Origin of the sequence: Streptomyces sp. WM4235 (assembly GCF_001279725.1) — a bacterium.
Lineage (GTDB): Bacteria > Actinomycetota > Actinomycetes > Streptomycetales > Streptomycetaceae > Streptomyces.
Genome location: NZ_LGDE01000002.1, coordinates 48,839 through 71,628, shown reverse-complemented (window position 1 = coordinate 71,628; position 22,790 = coordinate 48,839). Strand labels below are relative to the sequence as shown.

The 22,790-nt window shown below is 71.3% G+C and carries 22 protein-coding genes; 2 read left to right on the top strand and 20 right to left on the bottom strand.

Annotated features, from left to right (window positions below; genetic code table 11):
- Positions 1–41 precede the first annotated feature (41 nt).
- The 13 genes from ADK55_RS01470 to proS all read right to left on the bottom strand — a co-directional run bounded on the left by ADK55_RS01470 (position 42) and on the right by proS (position 9,562).
- The gene (locus ADK55_RS01470) at positions 42–350 is read right to left on the bottom strand and encodes a DUF2469 domain-containing protein (RefSeq protein WP_005311352.1); all 309 of its coding nucleotides are present in this window, start codon (positions 348–350) and stop codon (positions 42–44) included.
- 55 nt (positions 351–405) lie between these two features.
- Positions 406–906: an NUDIX hydrolase gene (locus ADK55_RS01465; protein WP_053675153.1), complete on the bottom strand. Its 501-nt coding sequence runs from the start codon at positions 904–906 to the stop codon at positions 406–408.
- A complete protein-coding gene (lepB, locus tag ADK55_RS01460) occupies positions 896–1,660 on the bottom strand; it encodes a signal peptidase I (protein ID WP_053675151.1) in 765 nt (254 codons plus the stop codon). The genes ADK55_RS01465 and lepB (ADK55_RS01460) overlap by 11 nt, the downstream gene beginning before the upstream one ends.
- Positions 1,661–1,722: 62 nt before the next feature.
- A complete protein-coding gene (gene lepB, locus ADK55_RS01455) occupies positions 1,723–2,640 on the bottom strand; it encodes a signal peptidase I (RefSeq protein ID WP_053675149.1) in 918 nt (305 codons plus the stop codon).
- 115 nt (positions 2,641–2,755) lie between these two features.
- Positions 2,756–3,562: a signal peptidase I gene (gene lepB / locus ADK55_RS01450; RefSeq protein ID WP_420713585.1), complete on the bottom strand. Its 807-nt coding sequence runs from the start codon at positions 3,560–3,562 to the stop codon at positions 2,756–2,758.
- Positions 3,563–3,644: 82 nt separating this feature from the next.
- Positions 3,645–4,355: a signal peptidase I gene (gene lepB, locus ADK55_RS01445; protein WP_053675145.1), complete on the bottom strand. Its 711-nt coding sequence runs from the start codon at positions 4,353–4,355 to the stop codon at positions 3,645–3,647.
- A 44-nt stretch (positions 4,356–4,399) separates the two neighbouring features.
- Complete coding sequence (rplS, locus tag ADK55_RS01440) at positions 4,400–4,750, bottom strand: 50S ribosomal protein L19 (protein WP_053675143.1); 351 nt, start codon at positions 4,748–4,750, stop codon at positions 4,400–4,402.
- Between the two features lie 133 nt (positions 4,751–4,883).
- The gene (gene trmD / locus ADK55_RS01435) at positions 4,884–5,705 is read right to left on the bottom strand and encodes a tRNA (guanosine(37)-N1)-methyltransferase TrmD (protein WP_053675141.1); all 822 of its coding nucleotides are present in this window, start codon (positions 5,703–5,705) and stop codon (positions 4,884–4,886) included.
- Positions 5,705–6,307: a ribosome maturation factor RimM gene (rimM, locus tag ADK55_RS01430; RefSeq protein WP_053675139.1), complete on the bottom strand. Its 603-nt coding sequence runs from the start codon at positions 6,305–6,307 to the stop codon at positions 5,705–5,707. Before rimM ends, trmD begins: the two co-directional genes overlap by 1 nt.
- Before the next feature lie 96 nt (positions 6,308–6,403).
- Complete coding sequence (locus tag ADK55_RS01425) at positions 6,404–6,643, bottom strand: RNA-binding protein (protein WP_030708535.1); 240 nt, start codon at positions 6,641–6,643, stop codon at positions 6,404–6,406.
- Positions 6,644–6,645: 2 nt separating this feature from the next.
- On the bottom strand, positions 6,646–7,086 hold the full coding sequence (rpsP, locus tag ADK55_RS01420; protein WP_053675137.1) for a 30S ribosomal protein S16: 441 nt from the start codon (positions 7,084–7,086) through the stop codon (positions 6,646–6,648).
- Positions 7,087–7,346: 260 nt separating this feature from the next.
- Positions 7,347–7,946: a hypothetical protein gene (locus ADK55_RS01415; protein WP_053675136.1), complete on the bottom strand. Its 600-nt coding sequence runs from the start codon at positions 7,944–7,946 to the stop codon at positions 7,347–7,349.
- A gap of 203 nt (positions 7,947–8,149) precedes the next feature.
- On the bottom strand, positions 8,150–9,562 hold the full coding sequence (proS, locus tag ADK55_RS01410) for a proline--tRNA ligase (protein WP_053675134.1): 1,413 nt from the start codon (positions 9,560–9,562) through the stop codon (positions 8,150–8,152).
- Positions 9,563–9,694: 132 nt separating this feature from the next.
- Between proS and ADK55_RS01405 the strand changes: the two genes are divergently transcribed.
- Positions 9,695–10,372 (top strand): hypothetical protein, encoded by a 678-nt coding sequence (locus tag ADK55_RS01405; RefSeq protein ID WP_053675132.1) that lies wholly within the window; start codon positions 9,695–9,697, stop codon positions 10,370–10,372.
- A 22-nt stretch (positions 10,373–10,394) separates the two neighbouring features.
- Here the strand turns inward: ADK55_RS01405 and ftsH are convergent, their stop codons facing one another.
- The 6 genes from ftsH to ADK55_RS01375 all read right to left on the bottom strand — a co-directional run bounded on the left by ftsH (position 10,395) and on the right by ADK55_RS01375 (position 20,235).
- On the bottom strand, positions 10,395–12,317 hold the full coding sequence (ftsH, locus tag ADK55_RS01400) for an ATP-dependent zinc metalloprotease FtsH (RefSeq protein ID WP_053675130.1): 1,923 nt from the start codon (positions 12,315–12,317) through the stop codon (positions 10,395–10,397).
- A 166-nt stretch (positions 12,318–12,483) separates the two neighbouring features.
- Positions 12,484–14,058 (bottom strand): signal recognition particle protein, encoded by a 1,575-nt coding sequence (ffh, locus tag ADK55_RS01395; RefSeq protein ID WP_053675127.1) that lies wholly within the window; start codon positions 14,056–14,058, stop codon positions 12,484–12,486.
- Between the two features lie 278 nt (positions 14,059–14,336).
- On the bottom strand, positions 14,337–16,763 hold the full coding sequence (locus ADK55_RS01390) for a [protein-PII] uridylyltransferase (RefSeq protein ID WP_053675126.1): 2,427 nt from the start codon (positions 16,761–16,763) through the stop codon (positions 14,337–14,339).
- A gap of 17 nt (positions 16,764–16,780) precedes the next feature.
- Positions 16,781–17,119: a P-II family nitrogen regulator gene (locus tag ADK55_RS01385; protein ID WP_053675124.1), complete on the bottom strand. Its 339-nt coding sequence runs from the start codon at positions 17,117–17,119 to the stop codon at positions 16,781–16,783.
- Positions 17,116–18,453: an ammonium transporter gene (locus tag ADK55_RS01380; RefSeq protein WP_053675122.1), complete on the bottom strand. Its 1,338-nt coding sequence runs from the start codon at positions 18,451–18,453 to the stop codon at positions 17,116–17,118. The genes ADK55_RS01385 and ADK55_RS01380 overlap by 4 nt, the downstream gene beginning before the upstream one ends.
- 291 nt (positions 18,454–18,744) lie before the next feature.
- Entirely contained in the window at positions 18,745–20,235 is a 1,491-nt protein-coding gene (locus ADK55_RS01375) for a hypothetical protein (protein WP_053675120.1), read from the bottom strand.
- A gap of 409 nt (positions 20,236–20,644) precedes the next feature.
- Between ADK55_RS01375 and ADK55_RS01370 the strand changes: the two genes are divergently transcribed.
- Entirely contained in the window at positions 20,645–21,313 is a 669-nt protein-coding gene (locus tag ADK55_RS01370; RefSeq protein ID WP_053675268.1) for a bifunctional DNA primase/polymerase, read from the top strand.
- Positions 21,314–21,400: 87 nt separating this feature from the next.
- Here the strand turns inward: ADK55_RS01370 and ftsY are convergent, their stop codons facing one another.
- Positions 21,401–22,615, bottom strand: coding sequence for a signal recognition particle-docking protein FtsY (gene ftsY / locus ADK55_RS01365; RefSeq protein ID WP_053675118.1), 1,215 nt, complete (start codon positions 22,613–22,615; stop codon positions 21,401–21,403).
- Positions 22,616–22,790 lie beyond the last annotated feature (175 nt).

The following is a 22,790-nucleotide window of genomic DNA, read 5'->3' as shown; positions in this document are numbered from 1 at the left end:
TGTGGAGAACCCCGCCACCCACAGGGGTGACGGGGCGCCCGTCAGCTGCCCGGGAGTTCGAGGTCGCTCTTGTTGAGCTCCTCGATGTTCACGTCCTTGAAGGTCAGCACCCGTACCTGCTTCACGAAGCGAGCCGGCCGGTACATGTCCCAGACCCAGGCGTCGGCCATCGAGACCTCGAAGAAGACCTCCCCCTGAACCGAGTGCACCTGCATCTCGTAGTCATTGGTGAGGTAGAAACGGCGTTCCGTCTCGATCACGTACTTGAACAGCCCGACGACGTCGCGGTACTCCCGATAGAGCTTCAGCTCCATCTCGGTCTCGTACTTCTCGAGGTCCTCGGCGCTCATGGCATGTTCCCCTTCAGCCGTGCGTCCCCCTATTGTGCGCCAGGCCCCCGCGCCCCTAAACGATTTCCGGGGCCAGGACCACCGGCGTACCCGGAGGACCGTCGTCGAGCAGCCTACGGAGCAGCTCGGCGAGTCTGGTCGGGTACACCGTCTCACGTGCCGCGAGAAGTTCCTCGGAGGTCCACCACCTGGCCTCGATCACGCTGCGGCGCTCCAGTTCGGTGAGCCCGCTCATGTCGGTGTCCGTCCGGGTGGTCCGGGCGAGGAAGTACCACTCGTCCTGTTCCCAGCGCCGCCCGTCGAAGGGGAACGCGCAGTGGCGTCGCCACAGCACCGGCCCCAGGTCCACCTCGGTGATCCCGGTCTCCTCGGCGAGCTCCCGCAGCGCGGCCTCCTCCCGGCTCTCCGCCCCCTCCAGGCCCCCGCCCGGGGTGAACCACCAGTCGTCCGACGGATCGTCCGGTTCGAAGCCGTGCAGCAGCAGGATCCGGTCCTCGGGGTCGAGCAGGATCACCCGCGCCACCTTGCGCGGGCCTTCGGCCTGCTCAGCGGGCATCGGACCGCTCCCGTCGCCCGCGCCCGAGGACCCGTGCGAGGGGCCCGTACGCGGCGCCCACCACCACGAGGGCGGCGCCGATCACGATGGCGATCACCTGGAGCCGCAGCGGCCCGGGCGACGACACGCCGCCGGCCAGGGGCCGGTACGCCGCCGGCCGTTCCAGCATCGTCATGGAGGGCCACGCCCGCGCGTCCACCCGGCCGTTGACCGCCGAGCGGGGCACCGTGCCCTGACCGGCCTCCTGGAGGTGTGCGCGGGAGTCCAGCGAGCCGGCCCGCCGGTCGCCCAGCAGGAAGAGGTTGCCCTCGGGGACCGTCACCTCGAACGGGGTGTCGGAGGCCGCCCTGCCCGCCGGGGCCATGCCGTCGAGGGCCCCGGCGGGCTTCGCGTCGTCGATGTACGGCTCGTCCAGCTCCCGGCCGTTCACGGTGAGCCGGCCGCCCGCGCCGCAGCACTTCACGGTGTCGCCGCCGATGCCGACGACGCGCTTGACCATGGGGGTGTCGCTCCACAGCGAGTCGGTGAAGATCACCACGTCTCCGCGCCGCACCTCGCCGCCGTCGATCCGCTGCGCGAGCACCCGGTCCCCCGGACGCACGGTGGGCACCATCGAGTCGGTCGGCACCGTGTACGGCTGGTAGATCACGGCCCCCCAGACGAAGCCGCCCAGGAAGAGCACGAAGCCGATGGCCACGGCGATTCCCGACAACACGTTGCCGAGACCGCCGCGGCCATCGCTGCCACCGCTCATGTCTTGTGTTCCGCCCATTCCAGCGCCCCCACACTTCGGAGATCGGTGACCTGGGCGGCACCCTACCGGGCGGTACGGCCCTTGGTCAGCCTCCGTCGACGCCACATGACCAGCGGAACCGCGCCGGTGAGCCCCAACGCCGCCGGGCCGAGCCCGACGGGCGCGAGACCGGCGGCCCCGAGGCCGAGGGCCGTCGCCTTTGCCTGGTCGCCGATGCCCGGCTGGTCGAAGGTGTCCGGAACCGGGAGGGTGGACCAGCGCGTGACCGGCCACGCCACGACCACGGCCCGCCCGACGACGTCCTTGACCGGAACGAACCCGCGCGTCGAGTCCTGCTGGTGGTAGCGGGAGTCCTGGGAGTTCTGCCGGTGGTCGCCCATGACCCAGATCGAGCCCTTCGGGACGACGAGGGGGCCGAACGGGAAGTCGTCACAAGGGGTGTTGCCGGGGAAGATGTACGGCTCGTCCAACTCCTTGCCGTTGACGACGACAGGCCCCCCCTTCTTGCACTCGACCGTGTCCCCGCCGATGGCGATGGTCCGCTTGATCAGGTCCTTCTCGTCCGCGGACGGCATCAAGCCGATCTTGCTGAGCACCTGCTGCATGAAGTTGGGCTCCGGGGTGGCCTCACCGGACAGCCAGTTCGCGGGGTCGTGGAAGACGACGACCTCACCGCGCTCGGGCTCCGAGCCGAACCACGGGGTCAGCTTGTCCACCAGTACCCGGTCGCCCCGCTGCAGGGTGTTCTGCATCGAGTCGGACGGGATCGAGAACGCCTGCACCAGGAAGGTCTTGATCAGCAGGGCCAGCAGCAGGGCGATACCGATGAGGAGCGGAAGCTCCTTCCAGAACGAACGCTGCGGGCGCGCTTCGGCGCCCTCGTCCTCCGCGTCGTCCTTCGCGAACTCGGCATCGCTCCCCACGGCGTCGTCCGGCCGCTCCTCGCCCTCGTCGCGTCCGGATCGTGCGCCTACCGCCACATCCCCCACATCCACTCCCTCACATCGGAAATCGCCGCCCGTGCCGGATCGGGAACGGGCCCTCCCCTCCCCTAACGAGCGGGAGTTCCCTAAGGCTCGGGAGACCGAGGACACACTATGCGACCGACGTACCCCGACGACGCCCACGTGGCCCGCGCCGTCCGCGTCGTGCCTGATCGGGGACCGTGAGGAAGGTCGCCGGCTGCTCCAGCCTGCGCCAGTGGTCGTACGGCCAGGCGATCACCACGGCTTCCCCGACGACCCCCTCCTCGGCGATGGTGCCCCCGAAGCCCTCGTCGAGGTGGAAGCGGGAATCGGCGGAATTCGCGCGGTGGTCGCCCATCACGAACAGCCGGCCCTCCGGCACCCGGACCGTGAAGCGGATCTCCGAGGGGGCGTTGCCCGGGTTCACGTACGGCTCGTCGAGCGGCGCGCCGTTGACGGTGATCCGCCCCTTGGCATCACAGCAGGTGACCGTGTCCCCGCCGACGCCGATGACCCGCTTGATCAGGTCCTGTTCATCGGCGGAGGGCAGCAGTCCGATGAAGGTCAGGACCTCCTTGACCTGCTTGACCACGACGGGGTCCTTGGGCGGCCGGGTGGCCTCTCCCTTGAGCCACCCGCCGGGGTCCTTGAAAACGACGACGTCGCCCCGCTCGACCTTGGAGCCGAACCACGGCGTCAGCTTGTCGACCAGGACCCGGTCGCCGATCCGGATCGTCTGCTCCATCGAGCCGGAGGGGATGAAGAAGGCCTGTACGAGGAAGGTCTTGAGGAGCAGCGCGATGAACAGGGCCACCACGACGAGCAGCGGCACCTCGCCGACCCGTCGGGTCCGTCTGCGTCTCTTGACCCGCCGCGCCAGCCGGCGGCGGTCGGCGCGGCTGCCCCCGTCGGGCTCGCGCACGGGCGTCGTGGGCACCGGCCCTCGTGCCGGGGCGGGCCTCGACGGCGCCTCCACCCAATGCTCGGGCTCCCGGCGACCGCGGCCGCGTCGTCGCCGGCTACCCATGTCCGCCGCCCGCGGGCCCCGCGGCGCCCCAACGCGAGAGCGGCCAGCCGATCCAGTCGGCCCGCCCGATCACCCTCTCCACCGGCACCATCCCCCCGCCCGGCTCCCCCAGGTGGTCCCGGGAGTCCCGGGACTGGGAGCGATGATCACCCATGACCCACAGGGTCCCAAGGGGTACGACGATCCGGAAGGGCACCTTCGAGGCGGTGTCCCCCGGGAACAGGTAGGGCTCGTCGAGCGTGGTGCCGTTGACCCGGATCCGGCCGCCCGCGTCGCAACAGACCACGTCGTCACCGCCCACCCCCACCACCCGCTTCACGAAGTCGGTCTCGGACGGGTCCCCGATGCCCAGTGCGGACGCCGCGCCTCGCAGGCTCTCGCCCATCGAGCCGGATCCTGCCCCCTCCGGTACGAAGGAGCCCCTGCCGTCGAAGACGACGAGGTCCCCGCGCCGCGGCTGGTCGCCGAACCGGTAGGCGAGCTTGTTGACCAGGACCCGGTCACCGACCCGGAACGTCGGCTCCATCGATCGGCTCGGGATCAGGAAGGGCTGTAGGACGAAATTGCTGAACAGCAGCAGGAAGACCGTGCAGATCACACCGAGCAGTCCGACCCGCTTCCACGAGAACGCGAAACGCGACCGCCCCTCCCCCTGATCGGGGGAGGAGTGGTCGCGTCGTGTGAGCTCTGCTTCGGTGTCCATCGGGTGCGAGCCTATCCGGCCCGCCCCTGGACCCGGAGATGAGATCAGCGGTCGCGCTTCTCCTTGATCTTCGCGGCCTTGCCGCGGAGCTCACGGAGGAAGTACAGCTTGGCGCGACGCACGTCACCGCGGGTGACGACCTCGATCTTCTCGAAGATCGGGGAGTTCACCGGGAAGGTGCGCTCGACACCGACGCTGAAGGAGACCTTGCGAACGGTGAAGGTCTCGGAGACGCCGGCGCCCTGACGGCGGATGACGACACCCTTGAACTGCTGGATACGGGAGCGGTTGCCCTCGATCACGCGGACGTGCACGTTGATCGTGTCACCGGGGCGGAAGGCCGGGACGTCGGAGCGGATCGAGGCGGCGTTGACGCCATCGAGCAGGTGAGACATGTGCTTCGTCTGCTTTCTTCGCACGGCGCCACAGGTCGCCGAAGCGGGTTTCCGGAGAGAATTCGGGAGCCGCGTCACTCGACGGACGACGATCCCCCTGTGGCAGGGGCGCCCGCGAGCACACAGCAGCCGCCTATTCTTCCACGGCCTGCGGCCTGAGCCAAAATCGGCCGTCGGCGGAGGGCTTCCAGCCGAGCGCGCCGAGCATCGCCCTGTCCTTCTTGTCGAAGGCGGACGCCTCGCAGCGCTCGATCAGGTCGGGGCGGTTCGCGGCGGTGCGACGGAACGCCTCGTCGCGGCGCCAGCGCGCGATCTTCCCGTGGTGGCCGCTCAGCAGCACGTCCGGGATTCCCCGGCCGCGCCACTGCGGGGGCTTCGTGTAGACGGGCCCCTCCAGCAGATTGGCCATGTCGCCGGGGGCGAAGGAGTCGTCGCGGTGCGACTCTGCGTTGCCGAGGACTCCGGGAAGCAGCCGGGCCACGGCCTCGGTGACGACCAGGACGGCCGCCTCGCCGCCCGCCAGGACGTAGTCGCCGATGGAGACCTCGTACACCGGCAGGCGCGTCGCGTACTCGTCCATGACGCGGCGGTCGATGCCCTCGTACCGGGCGGGGGTGAAGATCAGCCAGGGTCGCTCGGAGAGCTCGACGGCGAGTTCCTGGGTGAAGGGCCGGCCGCTGGGCGTCGGGACGACGATGACCGGGCCGTGCGCGCCGGCCTCGTAGCCGTCGGCGAGCGCCGTGTCCAGGGCCTCGCCCCACGGGTCGGTCTTCATGACCATGCCCGGGCCGCCGCCGTAGGGGGTGTCGTCGACCGTGTTGTGGCGGTCGTACGTCCAGTCCCGCAGGTCGTGGACGTGAACGTCGAGCTGCCCGCGGGCCCGGGCCTTGCCGACGAGGGAGACGTTCAACGGCTCCAGGTACTCGGGGAAGATCGTGACGACGTCGAGACGCATCAGGCGTCTGCCCCGGGAGCGGCGGCCTCGTCGTCCTTGTCGTCCGCGTCGCCCTTGTCGTCCGCGTCGTCGCGCGCGGAAGCGATCACCGCGTGGTCGTCGATCAGTCCTGGCGGCGGGGTGATGACACAGCGCTGCTCTTCCAGGTCGATCTCGGCGACGATCTCCTCGACGAAGGGGATCATCACCTCGGTGCCGTCGGGCCGTTCGACGATGAACAGGTCCTGCGAGAGCAGGTGGGAGATCTCGGTGATCCGACCGACCTCGGTGCCGTCCTCCAGCACCACGTCCAGGTCCATCAGCTGGTGGTCGTAGTACTCGTCGGGCTCTTCCGGCAGTTCCGCCGGGTCCACGTCCGCGATGAGCAGGGTGTTCCGCAGCGCCTCGGCGCCCGTGCGGTCCTTCACCCCGGCGAAGCGCAGCAGCAGCCTGCCGCTGTGCACCCGGCCCGTCTCGATGGTCAGCGGACCCGCGGACGCCGGTTCGGTCTGGAGCACGGCGCCGGGTCCGAGCCGCAGTTCGGGCTCGTCGGTCCGTACCTCGACGGTGACCTCACCCTTGATCCCGTGGGCGCGGCCGATCCGCGCGACTACCAGCTGCACTGTGTGTCTCTCCTGTTCAGACGACGACGGGCCGGGGCGGGCACGTATGCCCTCCCCGGCCCGTCGCCGGTGATTCACGCTTTCAACGGACAGGTCTCAGCGGACCTGGTCCACGTCGACGAGGTCGACGCGGATCCCCCGGCCGCCGATGGCGCCCACGACGGTACGCAGAGCACGTGCGGTGCGGCCGTTGCGACCGATCACCTTGCCCAGGTCGTCCGGGTGGACCCGGACTTCCAGCACCTGCCCGCGGCGCAGGTCGCGCGAGGCGACCTGCACTTCGTCGGGGTTGTCCACAATGCCCTTCACGAGGTGCTCAAGAGCCTCCTCGAGCATGCTCAGGCCTCGGTCGACTCGGCGGTGGCCTCAGCCTCGTCCGCCTTCTTGTCGGCCTTCTTCGCCTTCTGCGTGATGGCCTCGCCCTTGGTCTCGCCGATGCCCTCGAGGGCCTTGGCGAACTCGTCGAACGTGCGGCGCTTGCTCTCCTTGGTCTCCGGCTGCAGCAGCGGCGCGGGGGCCGGGAGGCCCTTGTGCGCCTGCCAGTCACCGGTCAGCTTCAGGATGGCGAGCACGGCCTCGGTGGGCTGGGCGCCGACCGAGAGCCAGTACTGCGCACGCTCGGCGTTGACCTCGATGCGCGACGGGTTGTACGTCGGGTGGTACAGACCGATCTCTTCGATCGCACGACCATCGCGGCGGGTGCGCGAGTCGGCGACGACGATGCGGTAGTGCGGCTGGCGAATCTTGCCGAGGCGCTTGAGCTTGATCTTGACTGCCACTGGAGTGGTGTCTCCTGAACTTGACGTGGTTGGGCACATGAGATGCCACGTGGGGTTGCGGTACTCGGGTGCCCGATGGACGCGTCAGCCGGAGGAGAGAGGGGTCCTATGCGACTGTCGAGTACAGCTAGCCATTGTGCCACATGCCTGCGGCGCTTCCTCTCGGGGAGCGGTGATCGGTGGCACGCGGACGCGCACCACCGATGCCGCCGCCACCGGGCGGAGGCCGTACCGGGCCCGTACGGGCCCGGGGGGTGTCTTCAGGAGGCGGCGGCCGAGACGGCCACCTCGGGAATGCGGAACGGTTTCATGCAGCCCCCGCAGACGATGGGCGCCTGGGCCAGGACGGACGGGACGACCCGCACGTTCCGGCCGCAGTCGCAGACCGCCTTGACCCGCACACCGCCACCGGACGAGCCGTGACGGGCGGCCGGCCCGCGGAAGCTGCGCTTGGTGTCGGCGGCGGTGGCGACCGTGTGCGCCTTCAGCGCGCGGTGCAGCCGCTCGATGGTCGGGCGGTAGCGCCGCTTCGCCTCGGGGTTGAGCGAGACCAGGGAGAAGCCGCTGCTGGCGTGCGGTTCCTCGGAGTGGTCCAGCCCCATCTCCTCGGCGATCGCGAGGAATCTGCGGTTGTGGTAGCGGCCGGCCCGCGAGGTGTCGCGGACTCCACGGGCGGCTGCGATGCCGTGGACTGCCTCGTGCAGCAGTCGCTCGAAGGAGAGCTCGGCGCCGCAGGCGGACGAGGACTCTCCGATCAGGGACTCGGGCGCGGCAAGGTCAGGCAGCTCGGGGTGGTACCGCTGAATATCGGCCCACGCCTGCGCCAGCTCTGCGGCGAGAACAGGTGGTGTCGTGCTCACGTCGTGACAACGAGCCGGGGTGCCCCGGTGTTCCGATTCCGGGCCATTCCAAATTTTTTGCACGTACCAGTCAGTTCAGTCTCATGCGTCCTGACGAGGACGGGTGCGCATATCCCCGGAGGAGTCGGTACGTAACGAGGCCCAACGACAGCCGCCCCCGGGCGCGCGGCGCGGGGCCGCACGCCCGGGGGCGGGTCGGTGGATCAGTACGAGCGGGCGACGATCGCGAGGGTTCCCGGGGCGTCGTCCGCCTGCGGAACCGACCCGTCGGGGGCGATCAGGCAGCGTACGGAGACGGCCTGTTCGGCCAGCTTGGCCTCGCCCTCGGGGCCGAGGTCGGCCCACGGGATGCGCGCCCAGCCACCGGCGATGGCGGCCTCGGCGGCCTCCTCGATGGTCGCGACGTCGGAGGTGCGGGCCTCGCGGCGCTCGCGGGACTCGCGCAGCAGCTGCGCCTGGTCCTCCTCCAGCACCTTGGGCAGCAGGTCGAGCAGCGCGGAGATCTGCACGGCCTCCTTGCCGCCCGGGATCCGGCGGGCGAGCATCGCGGTGCCGGCCTCCAGGTCGCGGGGGCCGATCTCGATGCGGACCGGTACGCCCTTGAGCTCCCAGTCCACGGCGCGGCGGCCGAAGGGGGTGTCGACGCGGTCGTCGACCTGCACGCGGATGCCGGCGGCCTTGAGTTGGGCGCCCAGCTCGCGGACCTTGGTCACGGCCTCGTCGCCCTTGATCGCCATGACGACGACCTGGACGTGCGCGAGGCGCGGCGGGACGCGCAGGCCGTTGTCGTCGCCGTGCGACATGATCAGGCCGCCGACCATGCGGGTCGAGACGCCCCACGAGGTCTGCCAGACCAGCTCCTGCTTGCCTTCCTTCGACAGGTACTGCGTGTTGAAGGCCTTGGCGAAGTTGGTGCCCAGCTCGTGGCTGGTGCCCAGCTGGAGGGCCTTGCCGTCGCCCATCATGCCCTCGAGGGTGAGGGTGTTGATGGCGCCGGCGAAGCGCTCCTTGGCGGTCTTGCGGCCGAGCACGACGTCGATGCCGAGCACGTTCGTCATGAAATCGCCGTAGACGTCCGTGTGGATGCGGGCCGCGTAGTCGCGGGCGTCCTCGTAGGTGGCGTGGGCGGTGTGGCCCTCCTGCCAGAGGAACTCGCTCGTACGGAGGAACACGCGCGGGCGCATCTCCCAGCGGACCACGTTGGCCCACTGGTTGATCAGCAGGGGCAGGTCGCGGTAGCTCTGGACCCACTTCGAGAAGTAGTCGTTGATGATCGTCTCGGAGGTGGGGCGGACGACGACCGGCTCGTCGAGTTCCTTGCCACCGCCGTGCGTGACGACCGCGAGCTCGGGGGCGAAGCCCTCCACGTGCTCGGCTTCCCGGGTCAGGTAGGACTGCGGGATGAACAGCGGGAAGTACGCGTTCTGGGCGCCCGCGTCCTTGATGCGCGCGTCCATCTCCTGCTGCATCCGCTCCCACAGCCCGTAGCCGTACGGTCGGATGACCATGGTGCCGCGTACCGGACCGTTGTCGGCCAGCTCGGCCTTGTTGATCAGATCCTGGTACCAGCGGGGGAAATCCTCCGCCTGGGGGGTGAGAACGGGTGCCTTTGCCATGGCGCGAATGGTACGGCGCCGGGCACGCGATGCGTGAATCGGGTGGCTCGTTCCTCTGGACGCGGGGGCGAATGGGGAGTTCCCTGGCAACGGGGGCCAGGGGGCGACAAAGGAATCAGGAGCGCTCTTTCGATGACACCGACGCCGACGGCGACGCTCGTCGCCCGGGACTGGGCGGAGATCCAGGAACGGATGCTGGTACCGCTGTACGAGGCCGTCTACGAACGGCTGGAGGTCGGGCCGGGCGACCGGCTGCTGGACCTCGATTGCGGGGCCGGGCTGGCCCTGCTGTTGGCCGCGGGGCGGGGAGCCCTGGCCACGGGCGTGGAGGCGGACCCGGCACGCCGGGCGCTGGCCCGTGAGCGGCTGTTGGAGGTGGTCGCCGCTCCCCCGGCGTCGCCGGCGCGTCCGTACGACGTCGTGCTGGCCTTCACGCCACGCCCGCGGGACCTGACGGCCGCCCTGTCCGCGGTGCGGCGGGGCGGTGTGGTGGTGCTGGCCGACTGGGGTCCGGCGGAGCGGTGCACGGTGCCGGCCGTACTGGGCGGCGGGCCGGCCCCGCGGGACCTGGACGCTATGGTGGCGTCGGCCGGACTGGTGCCGGACGGGTCGGGACGGGTGTTCTGCCCGTTCGGGTACGCGGACGTGGACAGCGCGGTGCGCGGGCTGCTGTCGACCGGGATGTACGAGCACGCGGACACGGCCCAGGTCGAGAAGGAACTGGCCGAGGCGCTTCACCCGTACGAACGAGCCGACGGGTCGGTCTGGTTGCCGAACATCTTCCGGTACGTGGTCGCCCGGACGGCCTAACGGGCCGGATCGTGTGTCCCGGCTACTTGTGGAGGCGCGCGATGCCCGCCGCGGCGTAGGCGGCGGGCTCGTCCAGGGTCTCGTTCGCGAGCAGCGCCTCGGCGAGCGCGTCCAGCTTGTCGCGGTTCTCGCGCAGCAGTCGGCAGGCGTCCTCGTAGCACTCGTCGACGATCCGTCGCATCTCGTGGTCGACGGCGTCGAGGGTGGCGGGCGCCGCGAGGAGGCCGTAGGGGCTCTGCGCGTCCGCCGGGATCGCGGTGAGCCGGCCGATCCGCTCGCTCATGCCCCAGCGGCCCACCATGCCCCGGACGATGTTGGTGACCTGTTCGAGGTCGTTCTCCGCGCCCGTGGTGATGACCGCGTACACCACCTGCTCGGCGGCCATTCCGCCGAGCGCTCCGATGACGCGGCCCCGGAGGTACTCCTCCGTGTAGGCGTACCGGTCGGCGTCCGGGGTCGAGAGGGTGACGCCGAGCGCCCGGCCGCGCGGCACGATGGTGATCTTGCGGACGGGATCGGCGCCCGGCTGGAGCATGCCGAGGAGGGCGTGGCCGCTCTCGTGGTAGGCGGTGCGGCGGCGCTCCTCGTCGGGCATGACCAGGGGCCGTTCGGCGCCGAGTTGAACCTTCTCCAGGGCGTCGGAGAGGTCGGACTGGGTGACCGCGTCCTGTCGGCGCTTGACCGCCAGCAGGGCCGCCTCGTTGGCCAGGTTGGCCAGTTCGGCGCCGGTCATGCCCGGGGTCGTACGGGCCACCTGGGCGAGGTCGACACCGGGCGCGAGCGGGATGTCGCGGGTGTGGATGCGCAGGATCGCCTCGCGGCCGGCCTTGTCGGGCGGGGAGACGACGACGGTGCGGTCGAACCGGCCGGGGCGGGTCAGGGCGGGGTCGAGGACGTCGGCGCGGTTGGTGGCGGCGAGGACGACGACCCCCTCCGAGCCGGAGAAGCCGTCCATCTCGGTGAGGATCTGGTTGAGGGTCTGTTCGCGCTCGTCGTGGCCGCCCATGGCGGCGCCGCCGCCGCGCGCGCGGCCGATGGTGTCGATCTCGTCGATGAAGATGATCGCGGGGGCCACCTTGCGGGCCTCGGAGAAGAGTTCCCGTACCCGGGAGGCGCCGACGCCGACGATCATCTCGATGAACTCGGACGCGGAGGCGGAGAAGAAGGGCACCCCGGCCTCGCCGGCGACGGCTCGGGCCAGCAGGGTCTTGCCGGTGCCGGGGAGGCCGGCGAGGAGGACCCCGCCGGGCATGCGGGCGCCCAGCTTGCGGTACTCCTGCGGGTTCTTCAGGAAGTCGACGACGTCGTTCAGTTCGCCCTCGACCTCGTCGATGCCGGCCACGTCGTCGAAGGTGGTGCGTTTGGCGCCGGTCTCCAGTTCCACGGGCTTGGGCGGCGCCTTGCGTCCGAGCCCGCCCATGCCGCCCATGGCTGAGCCCATCCGTCGGGCGATGAACATCCACAGGACGACGAGCAGGAGGATGGGCGCGAGGGAGATCAGCAGGTTGGCGAGGAAGCTGCGCTGTTCGACGACCGGGGAGGCGGTGACGGTGACGCCCTTGGCGGTGAGGTTCGACCACAGCTGGTCGTCGGCGAAGGCGGGCCGCTGGGTGACGAACTTCGTGTAGTCGCCGTCCCCGTCGGGGGCGGGCTGCTTGTTCTTCAGCTGCCCCTGGATGGCGTCGCCCTTGGAGTAGATCTTCGAGACGTTGCCGTCGGCGACCTGTTTGCTGAACTCCGTGTACGAGATCGTCGGCTCGTCGCCCTCGTTGAAGAACGACAGCACGAGGTTGGTCAGCAGGAAGAGGACCAGCGCGGTGAGGATCAGCCCGCGCCAACCGCCGGGCATCCCCCGCTTCGGCGGCGGTGGGCTGGGCGGGGCGCCCTCGGAGCGCCAGGGGGTGTCGGCCCGGTCGCGCGGCGGTGCGGGGGTGGGGCTGGGCACGGGGCCTCCTTCTGCCGTCCTCCCGCCCGACGATAAGCGACATACCTGATCATTGCGCCCCGACGGCCGGGGCTCTGGTACGCCGGGGCCCTGGTACAGGGAAGGGCCCCGGCCGCATCCCCGGCCGGGGCCCTCCTCGTACGCGTCGCGCGGTGCCGTCAGGCGGTCACTTCATGAACTTCTTGAACTCGTCCGGGAGGTCGAAGTCCTGGCCGGGCTGCGCACCGCCGGCCGGCAGGCCGAACGGGTTGCCACCGGCGGCCGGCTCGGCCGCCTGCGGGCCCTGCTCGCGCCGGGCCGCGGCCGCGGCCTCCTCTTCCTTGCGCTTCATCGGGTTGCCGCTCTTGCGCTTGCCCTTGGCCTGCTTGATCTGCTTCTTCTGCCGGCCGGGGCCGCCACCCATCCCGGGGATGCCGGGCATGCCGGGCATCCCGCCGCCCTGGGCCATGCGGGACATCATCTTGCGGGCCTCGAAGAAGCGCTCGACCAGCGACTTCACGGCGCTGACCTCGGCGCCGGAACCCTTGGCGATACGGGCGCGGCGCGAGCCGTTGATGAGGTGCGGGTCATGGCGCTCGGCCGGGGTCATCGACTTGATGATCGCGGCCATGCGGTCCACGTCGCGCTCGTCGATGTTGTTGATCTGGTCCTTGATCTGACCCATGCCCGGCAGCATGCCGAGGAGCTTGGAGATGGAGCCCATCTTGCGGACCTGCTCCATCTGGGCCAGGAAGTCGTCGAGCGTGAACTCCTTCGGACCCTTCGCCAGCTTGGCCGCCATCTTCTCGGCCTCGGCCTGGCTGAAGGTCTTCTCGGCCTGCTCGATCAGGGTGAGCATGTCACCCATGTCGAGGATCCGGCCCGCCATGCGGTCGGGGTGGAAGGCGTCGAACTCGTCGAGCTTCTCGCCGTTCGAGGCGAACATGATCTGCTTGCCGGTGACGTGCGCGATGGAGAGCGCGGCACCGCCTCGGGCGTCGCCGTCGAGCTTGGAGAGCACGACACCGTCGAAGCCGACGCCGTCGCGGAAGGCCTCCGCGGTGTTGACCGCGTCCTGGCCGATCATGGCGTCGACGACGAAGAGGATCTCATCGGGGCTGACGGCGTCACGGATGTCCGCGGCCTGCCGCATCAGCTCCTGGTCGATGCCGAGGCGACCGGCGGTGTCGACGACGACCACGTCGTACTGCTTGGTACGGGCGTACTCGATCGAGTCCTTGGCGACCTGGACCGGGTCACCGACGCCGTTGCCGGGCTGCGGCGCGTAGACGGCGACGCCGGCGCGCTCGGCCACCACGGACAGCTGGTTGACGGCGTTGGGGCGCTGGAGGTCACACGCCACGAGGAGCGGGGCGTGGCCCTGCCCCTTCAGCCACAGGCCGAGCTTTCCGGCGAGGGTGGTCTTACCGGCGCCCTGGAGACCGGCGAGCATGATCACCGTCGGGGCGGTCTTGGCGAAGCGCAGCCGCCGGGTCTCGCCACCGAGGATGGAGACCAGCTCGTCGTTGACGATCTTGAGGACCTGCTGGCCCGGGTTCAGGGCCTTGGAGACCTCTTCGCCGCGGGCGCGCTCCTTGACGTTCGCGATGAAGGAGCGGACGACCGGGAGGGCGACGTCGGCCTCGAGGAGGGCGATACGGATTTCCCGCGCCGCAGCGTCGATGTCCTGCTCGGAGAGGCGACCTTTGCCCCTGAGGGACTTGAAAGTCGAGGCAAGGCGGTCGGAAAGCGTATCGAACACGGTGGTCGCGATTCCTCAGGTCGGGGGCGTGTGGTCGCCCCCCAGGGTATCGGGCCTCGGGACGGATGTGCCCCCGGCCGTCCCAAGCGGCCGGGGGCCCGCCGGCGCACGGGCGGGGAGCAGGGGCGATGCGCTCGATCGGCGGCGTCGCGCGGCCCCTGCCGGGGCCCGCGGAGGGCTCGGGCGAGGGCTCGGGCGAGGGCTCGGGCGAGGGCTCGGGCGAGGGCTCGGGCGAGGGCTCGGGCGAGGGCTCGGGCGAGGGCGGCGGCGAGCGGGTGTCAGCGCAGCGCCGCCTCCACCTCGGCGGCCAGCGCGGCCGCCGGGGCCGGCGGCAGGGGTTTGCCGTCGGCGTCGACCACGTAGAGGGAGTCCACCGCGTTGGCGCCGAGCGTGGAGACGTGGGCGCTGCGGACACGGACCCCCGCGGACTCCAGCGCCCGCCCGATGCGGTGCAGCAGGCCGACCGCGTCGGGTGCGCGCACCTCCAGGACCGTGGCCAGCGAGGAGACGTCCGGGATCACGGTGACCCGGGGCGGGGGCGGGACCACTCCGCGCCGCCTGGGGTAGGCCGATTCGCGCTCGGCCAGTTTCGCCGGAACGTCCAGGGAGCCGTCCAGCGCCCGGATCAGGTCGGTCCGCAGTCGTGCCGTCTCCGGCAGGGCCCCGTACTCGGCGGCGACCCGCCAGCGCAGCACCAGTACCTCGCCCGGCAGGTCCGACAGCTCCAGGGAGCGCAGGTCGGCGGCCCGTACGGTCAGCCGGTGCAGGGCCAGTACGCCGGCCGCGGCGGGGAGGACCCCGGGCTGGTCGGGGACGGCGACGACGAGTTCGACGCCGACGGCGTCCTCCTCCTGGCGGGCGTGCAGCGCCAGGACCGGTTCGCCGGTGCGCAGCGCCTCGACCGCGAGGCGTTCCGCTTCGGTGGAGGGGATCTCCGGTTCGGTGGCGGCGGGCGGCGCGCCGCGCAGGACGGCCGCGACGCGGGCGACGAGGTCGGCCACCAGGGAACCGCGCCAGGCGCTCCAGGCGGCCGGTCCGGTGGCGAGGGCGTCGGCCTCGGTGAGCGCGTGCAGCAGTTCCAGGGTGCCGGTGGAGCCGAGGGCCTGCGCGACGGAGCGCACGGTGGCGGGGTCGTCGAGGTCTCGCCGGGTCGCGGTGTCGATCAGCAGGAGGTGGTTGCGGACGAGGACGCCGAGGACGGCGGTGTCCCGGGCGTCGAAGCCCACGCGGGTGGCCACGTCGCGGGCGATGGTCTCGCCGGCGACGGAGTGGTCGCCGGGCCACCCCTTGCCGATGTCGTGCAGCAGCGCGGCCATCAGCAGCAGGTCGGGGCGGCTCACCCGGCGGGTCATCTCGGAGGCGCGGACGGCGGTCTCGACCAGGTGCCGGTCCACGGTCCAGGTGTGCACGGGGTTGCGCTGCGGCCGGCACCGGACCCGTTCCCAGTCGGGCAGCAGTCGTGTGATCAGGCCTTCCGCTTCGAGGGCCTCCCACACTCCGATCGTGGGCTCCCCTGCCCCGAGCAGTGTCAGGAGCTGTTCGCGGGCCTCGGCGGGCCAGGGCACGGGCAGGGGCTTCGCCTGCGCAGCGAGCCGGCGCACGGAGTGCGGGGACACGGGCAGGCCGGCCTGCGCGGCGGCCGCGCCGAGCCGCAGCGCGAGCACCGGGTCCCGTTCGGGGCGCGCGGCCAGTGCCAGCACGGCCTCGCCGTCGGATTCCACGACCCCTTCGGCCAGCGGGGCGCGCGCCGACTCGGCCGGGCCCCGGCTCCCCAGCAGCCCGCGCAGGCGGGGGCGGGCGGAGCGGGCGCGCAGCACGCGGCCGACCTCCCGCCAGGTGACGTCCCCGGCGTACGCGACGACCCGCGCGGCCTCGTACACCTCGCGCAGCAGGGCGTCGGCGTCGAGCAGGCCGAGCCGCTCGGCGACCTGGTCCTGTTCCTGGAGGGAGAGCCGGTCGGTGGCCCGGCCGGTCACCAGGTGCAGGGCGTCGCGCGTGTCCAGGAGCTTGCGTCGGGCCTCGGCGAGTCCCTCGCGGGGGGCGTCGGCGAGCCAGGACGCGGCGACGGCCCGCAGCGCGGTGATGTCGCGCAGGCCGCCGCGTGCCTCCTTGAGGTCGGGTTCGAGCAGGAAGCGCAGCTCGCCGGCCCGGTCGGCGCGCTCGCGGCACAGGGTGTCCAGTTGCGGGAGCCGTTTGACGGCCTGGTTGCGCCAGTCGGCCAGCACGGAGGTGCGCAGGCCGGCGAGGAGTCCGGCGTCCCCGGCGACGGGGCGGGAGTCGAGCAGTCCGAGGTGGACCTTGAGGTCCTCGGCGGCCGTTTTGCGGGCCTCCGCGGGGGTCCGTACGGAGTGGTCGAGGGCCACGCCGAGGTCCCACACGGGGTACCAGAGGCGGTCGGCCAACGCGCTCAGCGCGCGGGGGTCGGCCTTGCCGTCGTGCAGGAGCAGCAGGTCGAGGTCGCTGCGCGGGGAGAGTTCGCCGCGTCCGTAGCCACCGACGGCGACCAGCGAGGCGCCCCGTACGCCGGTCTCCCGCACGGCTCGGGCGAAGAGCGCCCGCAGCCAGTCGTCGGTCAGTGCGGCCAGGGCGGAACGCCGGGAAGGCCCGGACCGCGACTCCTCCTGGAGGAGTCGCAGCCGGGCCGCGGCGTAACCGCTGGGTCCCGAGCCGGCCGGTTCGGTCGTGGTCGCGTCCACACTCGTCACCCAGGGTCTCCCGTCGCCTAGAGCGCGTCAGCGCCGCGCTCGCCGGTGCGGACCCGGATGATCGAGTCCACGGGGACGCTCCACACCTTGCCGTCACCGATCTTGCCGGTGTGGGCTGCGGTGACGAGCACATTCATCACGTCGTCGGCGGCGTCGTCCTCGACGACCACCTCGATGCGGATCTTCGGTACGAGGTCCACGGTGTACTCGGCGCCGCGGTAGACCTCCGTGTGGCCACGCTGGCGGCCGTAGCCGCTGGCCTCGGAGACCGTGAGTCCCTGTACCCCGAAGCGCTGGAGGGCTTCCTTGATCTCGTCGAGCCGGTGGGGCTTGACGATCGCGGTGATCAGCTTCATGCGTCAACCTTCTTGGTCGCGGCGGCAGCGGGGGTGGCGGTTCCGCGCGAGGCTCCGCCGCCGGCTCCGCTGAAGTCGTACGCGGTCTCGGCGTGCTCGACCTGGTCGATGCCGGAGACCTCGACGTCCTCGGTGACCCGCATTCCGATCGTCTTGTCGAGGAGGAAGGCGAGGATCGCGGACGCCACGAGAGAGTAGGCCAGGACGGAGAAGACTCCGATGGCCTGCTTGCCGAGCTGCTCCAGGCCGCCGCCGTAGAAGAGGCCGGCCACATCGGACTGGACCCCGCCGGTGGCGAAGAATCCGACGAGCAGGGAGCCGACGATGCCGCCGACGAGGTGGACGCCGACCACGTCGAGGGAGTCGTCGTAGCCGAACTTGTACTTCAGGCCCACGGCCATGGCGCACAGCACACCGGCGATGACACCGACCGCGATGGCGCCGAGCGGGGAGACGGCGCCGCCGGACGGGGTGATGGCGACGAGGCCCGCGACGGCGCCGGAGGCGGCGCCGAGGGTGGTGAAGGAGCCGTGGCGCAGCTTCTCGTAGGCGAGCCAGGCGAGCATGGCGGCGGCGGTGGCGACCTGCGTGTTGACGAACATGACCGCGCCGACGCCGTCGTCGTTGCCGAGCCAGGAGCCCGCGTTGAAGCCGAACCAGCCGAACCACAGGAGGCCGGCGCCGAGCATCACGAGGGGGAGGCTGTGCGGGCGCATCGGGTCCTTCTTGAAGCCGACGCGCTTGCCGATGACCAGGATGACGCCGAGGGCCGCGGCGCCGGCGTTGATGTGGACGGCGGTGCCGCCCGCGAAGTCGATGACGCCGAGTTCGAAGAGCCAGCCGCCCGCGCCCCACACCCAGTGGGCGACGGGGAAGTAGACGACGGTGACCCACAGGGCGGTGAAGAGGGCCCAGGCGCTGAACTTGACGCGGTCGGCGAGGGCGCCGCTGATCAGGGCGGGGGTGATGACGGCGAACATCAGCTGGAAGACGGCGAAGACGTAGACCGGGATGGTGTAGCCGTCCCACAGCTCGGTGATCCCGATGCCGCTGAGGCCCACGTAGTCGGAGTTCCAGCCGATGAGGGAGCCTGAGTCGGTGCCGAAGGCGAGGCTGAATCCGTAGAGGACCCAGAGGATCGTGACGATCCCGAGGCTGATGAAGCTCATCATCAGCATGTTGAGACTGCTCTTGACGCGGACCATGCCTCCGTAGAAGAAGGCGAGTCCCGGGGTCATCAGCATGACCAGGGCGGAGCAGATGAGCATGAACCCGGTGTTCGCGGCAGACAGCGTCGGGGCGTCTGCAGCGAGGGTCGTGATGGCTGATGCCATCGGCGTCTCCTCGTCGTCGGTACGTTCGCGTGCGGGCGATCGTGAAAACCTGAGCGGCGTTAAGGGGCTGGCCGGTTATTGGCCCTGAGATTCGCGCAGGGGGGTTTCCGGCGGCGCAGCTGCGTGTTTCACGCCGATGACGAAGAGGTCGTGCGTGTTACGCCTCCATGAACGAGCGGAAGCGCGAAACCGGCCGCGGCGGTGACCCGGGAGACCTGGCTGGGGGAGCCTGATCGGGCTTCACGGGGTCCGCTGCCGCGGCCGGTGCCTGGGGGACGGCCGTCAGGGCCGTCAGACGGCCTCCGCGGCCTCGGGGAGCCGGGCGGCGAGGACGTCCGTCAGTCGGACCACCTCGGCTACGTCGCCGTACTCGCGCGCGGCTTGGTCGACGGTCTTGCGGAGCCGCGTGTTCACCCGTTCGGACCGCACCTTTCGCGCCACGTCCAGGGCTTGGTCGACGAGGCCGGCCGCCTGCTCGGGCTCACGCCGGAGCAGGTGCACGGTGGCCATCCCGACGAGGTTCAGGGCGTACGAGCGCTGGTGTTCGTCGTCCTTGGCGAACAGCTCCACGGCCCGCGCCATGACGGGTTCGGCGAGGGAGGCGTAGGTGGGGCTGCGGCCGGCGACGTAGGCGAGGTCCCGGTACGAGTGGGAGTTCTCGCCGTTCAGCTCGGCCTCGGAGAAGAAGCGGATCCAGTCGGGCTCGGGCTCGCCGTCGAAGGCGACGTCGGAGAAGGTGTCCTCGGCCATCCGCACGGCGCGCTTGCAGCGGCTGGGCTGGCCCATGTTGGCGTAGGCGCGGGCCTCCATCGCATACAGCATGGCCTGGGTCCGGGGACCGGCGCAGTCGCGGCTGCCGTACTGCGCGAGGTGGATGAGTTCCAGGGCGTCGTCGGGGCGCCCGAGGTGGATCATCTGGCGGCTCATGCCGGAGAGGATGTACGAGCCGAGCGGCTTGTCCCCGCCCTCCTTGGCGGCGTGCAGGGCGAGGACGAAGTACTTCTGCGCGGTGGGGTGCAGGCCGATGTCGTAGCTCATCCAGCCGGCGAGCTCGGCGAGCTCGGCGGCGACCTTGAAGAGCCGCTTCATGATCGGGGCGGGGTGGTTCTCCTGGAGCAGGTCGGTGACCTCGTGCAGCTGGCCCACGACGGCCTTGCGGCGCAGCCCGCCGCCGCACTGGGCGTCCCACTGGCGGAACATCACGGTGGTGGCCTCGAGCAGGTCGAGTTCCGGTTCGGACAGCCGGGGCGGCCGGTGGCCGCCCGTCGAGCCGCCCCCGGTACGCGATCCGGGGTCGGCGGCCGGGACCGGGACGAGCCAGCGCTGCATGGGCTCGATGAGCGCGGGGCCGGCGGAGAGGGCGAGCGAGGTGCCGAGGAAGCCCCGGCGCGCCAGCATCAGGTCGCTGCGGGAGAACTCGCTGAGCAGCTCCACGGTCTGCGGGCCGGCCCAGGGCAGGTCCACGCCGGACACGGAGGGCGTCTGGTGGGCGGTGCGCAGGCCGAGCTGCTCGATGGCGACGACGGAGCCGAAGCGCTCGGAGAACAGCTCCGAGAGGATGCGCGGGACGGGTTCGCGGGGTTGCTCGCCGTCGAGCCAGCGGCGGACGCGCGAGGTGTCGGTGCTGATGTGGTGGGCGCCCATCTGGCGGGCCCGGCGGTTGACCTGGCGGGCCAGTTCGCCCTTGGACCAGCCACTGCGGACGAACCAGGAGGTCAGCTGCTCATTGCGATCGGCAGCCTCCGACGACTCGCTCGTTCCGCTTGCGCCGTTGCCGCTCACAGGAACGCCCCCATCCGTTCAGCATCCTCATCACGAAACCCTGGCTCGGAGCGCAGGCGCGACCGGGGACCTTCACAGGTCCTTCACGCTTTGCCTCCGGCATACCCACGAACGGGCCTGCCCTCCGGGCTCGTGTACCGAAAGTAATCCTACGATCACCCCCACCGCGAGGTCGATTCCAGAAACGCCACCATTCGCCACCCCTTCGAATGAAGTCGCCACCAGCCAGGCGCGATTCACTTGACAGGCAGGCGAAACGGAATGGTTGGACGGGAGTGCACTGGGGGCGCGCGCGGCGAGGAGTGCGCCGGGCGACCCCCTCCCGGAGCGGCTCCCGGGGCCGGCCCACAGGAGGTCTCGCCTTCGTCGTAACCACCGACGCGTTCGACCCGTTGGAGGGGGCATGGGCATGGGCTTCACGATCGGCGGCAGCCGCGGCACCAAGGAGTTCCTTTCCGGCGCTCGGCGCCGCGGCCGGACCTCGGAGTGCACGACGGTGGCGGAGTACACCGGCCTGTGGGGCTGGGAGACGGTCCCCGGCGCCCGGGCGGCGGCGCCCGCCGCCGAGTGTTCCTGCGGTCATACGAATTGCGGTGCGCCCGGGGCGCATCCGCTGGACTTCGCACCCACCGTCCCGGCGGGCGCCACCCTCGACGAGGTCACCGAGATCTGGGGCGAGTACCCCGGCGCCGCGATCATGCTCCCCGTCGGTCGGTCCTTCGACGTCATCGAGGTCTCCGCGGAGGCCGGGCGGCGCGCGCTGGTCCGACTGGAGCGGATGGGGCTCCCGCTGGGCCCGGTCACCGTCACCCCGGACGACCGGGCCCAGTTCTTCGTCGCTCCCGGGGCCGCCGCCGAGCTGCCGCAGTTGCTGTACCGGATGGGCTGGGACGACGCCGATCTCGACCTGCGGGCCCTGGGCCACGGAGCCTTCCTCACCGCCCCGCCCTCCGACCGCGCGGGGCTCGGACCGGCCGGCTGGCTGCGGCCGCCCGCGCTCGACTGCGCGGGCGGGCCGCCGCAGGCCCGGCTGCTGCTGGGGACGCTCGCGTACATCTGCCACCGCCTGAGGCGCTGAAGCCCGTACGCGCGACAGTGCCCCCGCGTCCGGTCGGATGCGGGGGCACTGTCACGCGTACGGCGGCGAGGGCGCGGAGCGGGTCGCTCAGTCGCCGATCAGGGCGTCCACGAACGCCTCCGGCTCGAAGGGGGCCAGGTCGTCCGGTCCCTCGCCGAGACCGATGAGCTTGACCGGGACACCCAGCTCGCGCTGGACGGCGACGACGATGCCGCCCTTGGCGGTCCCGTCGAGCTTGGTCAGCACGATGCCGGTGATGTCCACGACCTCGGCGAAGACGCGCGCCTGGGTCAGGCCGTTCTGGCCGGTGGTGGCGTCCAGCACGAGCAGGACCTCGTCGAGCGGGCCGTGCTTCTCCACGACGCGCTTGACCTTGCCGAGCTCGTCCATGAGCCCGGTCTTGGTGTGCAGCCGACCGGCGGTGTCGATCAGTACGACGTCCGCCCCCTCGGCGATGCCCTCCTTGACGGCGTCGTAGGCGATCGACGCCGGGTCGCCGCCCTCGGGGCCGCGGACGGTCCGGGCGCCGACCCGGTCCCCCCAGGTCTGGAGCTGGTCGGCGGCGGCGGCACGGAAGGTGTCCGCCGCGCCGAGCACGACGCTGCGGCCGTCGGCGACGAGGACGCGGGCCAGCTTGCCGGTGGTGGTGGTCTTGCCGGTGCCGTTGACGCCGACGACCATCACGACGGCCGGGGTGTCGACGCCGCTCTCGGTCTTGACGGCGCGGTCGAAGTCGGTGCCGACCAGGGTCAGCAGCTCCTCCTTCAGGAGGGTGCGCAGGTCGGCGGGGGTGCGGGTGCCGAGCACCTTGACCCGCTCGCGGAGCCGGTCCACCAGCTCCTGGGTCGGCACGACGCCGACGTCGGCGATCAGGAGGGTCTCTTCGACCTCCTCCCAGGTGTCCTCGTCGAGGTGCTCGCGGGAGAGCAGCGTGAGCAGTCCCTTGCCGAGCGAGTTCTGCGAGCGGGAGAGCCGTGCGCGCAGCCGGACCAGGCGGCCGGCGGTGGGCTCGGGCACCTCGATCTCGGGTGCCGCGACCACGGGGTCCTCGACGGCGACCGGGGAATCGGTGGCCGCCTCCGCCTCGGGAAGGGTCACCTCCTCGATCGTGCGGCGCGGCTCTTCCGCCGTGGGGGCGGCGTCCTCCCCCACCTGCGGTTCGGCGGGCGGGGCAGTGATGGTCGGCGGGCCGGGCGGTGCCGTGGGGGGCAGCTGCTTCTTCTTGCGGCTGCCGACCACGAGCCCGCTGACCACGCCGACCGCGACCAGGGCGATGACTACAGCGAGAATGAGGATGTCCATAACCCCACCAGTATCGGCCACGGCGCGCGGCGCGGGCGGACCCGCGCGGGCGGCGGCGCGGAGCGTGGCCGGATGCGGTGCGGCGCTCGCCGGCGAGCCCTTCGGCGCTCCCCACCGGGCATTACTCCGCTATTTGTGATTTTCGCGGCGAAACTACGATGATGTACCACTCCCC

Bases quoted from the DNA above. Each gene is read 5' to 3' on its own strand.
- ADK55_RS01470 (WP_005311352.1), bottom strand. From the start codon at position 350: ATGAGCGCCGAGGACCTCGAGAAGTACGAGACCGAGATGGAGCTGAAG.
- ADK55_RS01465 (WP_053675153.1), bottom strand. From the start codon at position 906: ATGCCCGCTGAGCAGGCCGAAGGCCCGCGCAAGGTGGCGCGGGTGATC.
- lepB (WP_053675151.1), bottom strand. From the start codon at position 1,660: ATGAGCGGTGGCAGCGATGGCCGCGGCGGTCTCGGCAACGTGTTGTCG.
- lepB (WP_053675145.1), bottom strand. From the start codon at position 4,355: ATGGACACCGAAGCAGAGCTCACACGACGCGACCACTCCTCCCCCGAT.
- rplS (WP_053675143.1), bottom strand. From the start codon at position 4,750: ATGTCTCACCTGCTCGATGGCGTCAACGCCGCCTCGATCCGCTCCGAC.
- trmD (WP_053675141.1), bottom strand. From the start codon at position 5,705: ATGCGTCTCGACGTCGTCACGATCTTCCCCGAGTACCTGGAGCCGTTG.
- ADK55_RS01425 (WP_030708535.1), bottom strand. From the start codon at position 6,643: ATGCTCGAGGAGGCTCTTGAGCACCTCGTGAAGGGCATTGTGGACAAC.
- proS (WP_053675134.1), bottom strand. From the start codon at position 9,562: ATGGCAAAGGCACCCGTTCTCACCCCCCAGGCGGAGGATTTCCCCCGC.
- ADK55_RS01405 (WP_053675132.1), top strand. From the start codon at position 9,695: ATGACACCGACGCCGACGGCGACGCTCGTCGCCCGGGACTGGGCGGAG.
- ADK55_RS01385 (WP_053675124.1), bottom strand. From the start codon at position 17,119: ATGAAGCTGATCACCGCGATCGTCAAGCCCCACCGGCTCGACGAGATC.
- ADK55_RS01380 (WP_053675122.1), bottom strand. From the start codon at position 18,453: ATGGCATCAGCCATCACGACCCTCGCTGCAGACGCCCCGACGCTGTCT.
- ADK55_RS01370 (WP_053675268.1), top strand. From the start codon at position 20,645: ATGGGCTTCACGATCGGCGGCAGCCGCGGCACCAAGGAGTTCCTTTCC.
- ftsY (WP_053675118.1), bottom strand. From the start codon at position 22,615: ATGGACATCCTCATTCTCGCTGTAGTCATCGCCCTGGTCGCGGTCGGC.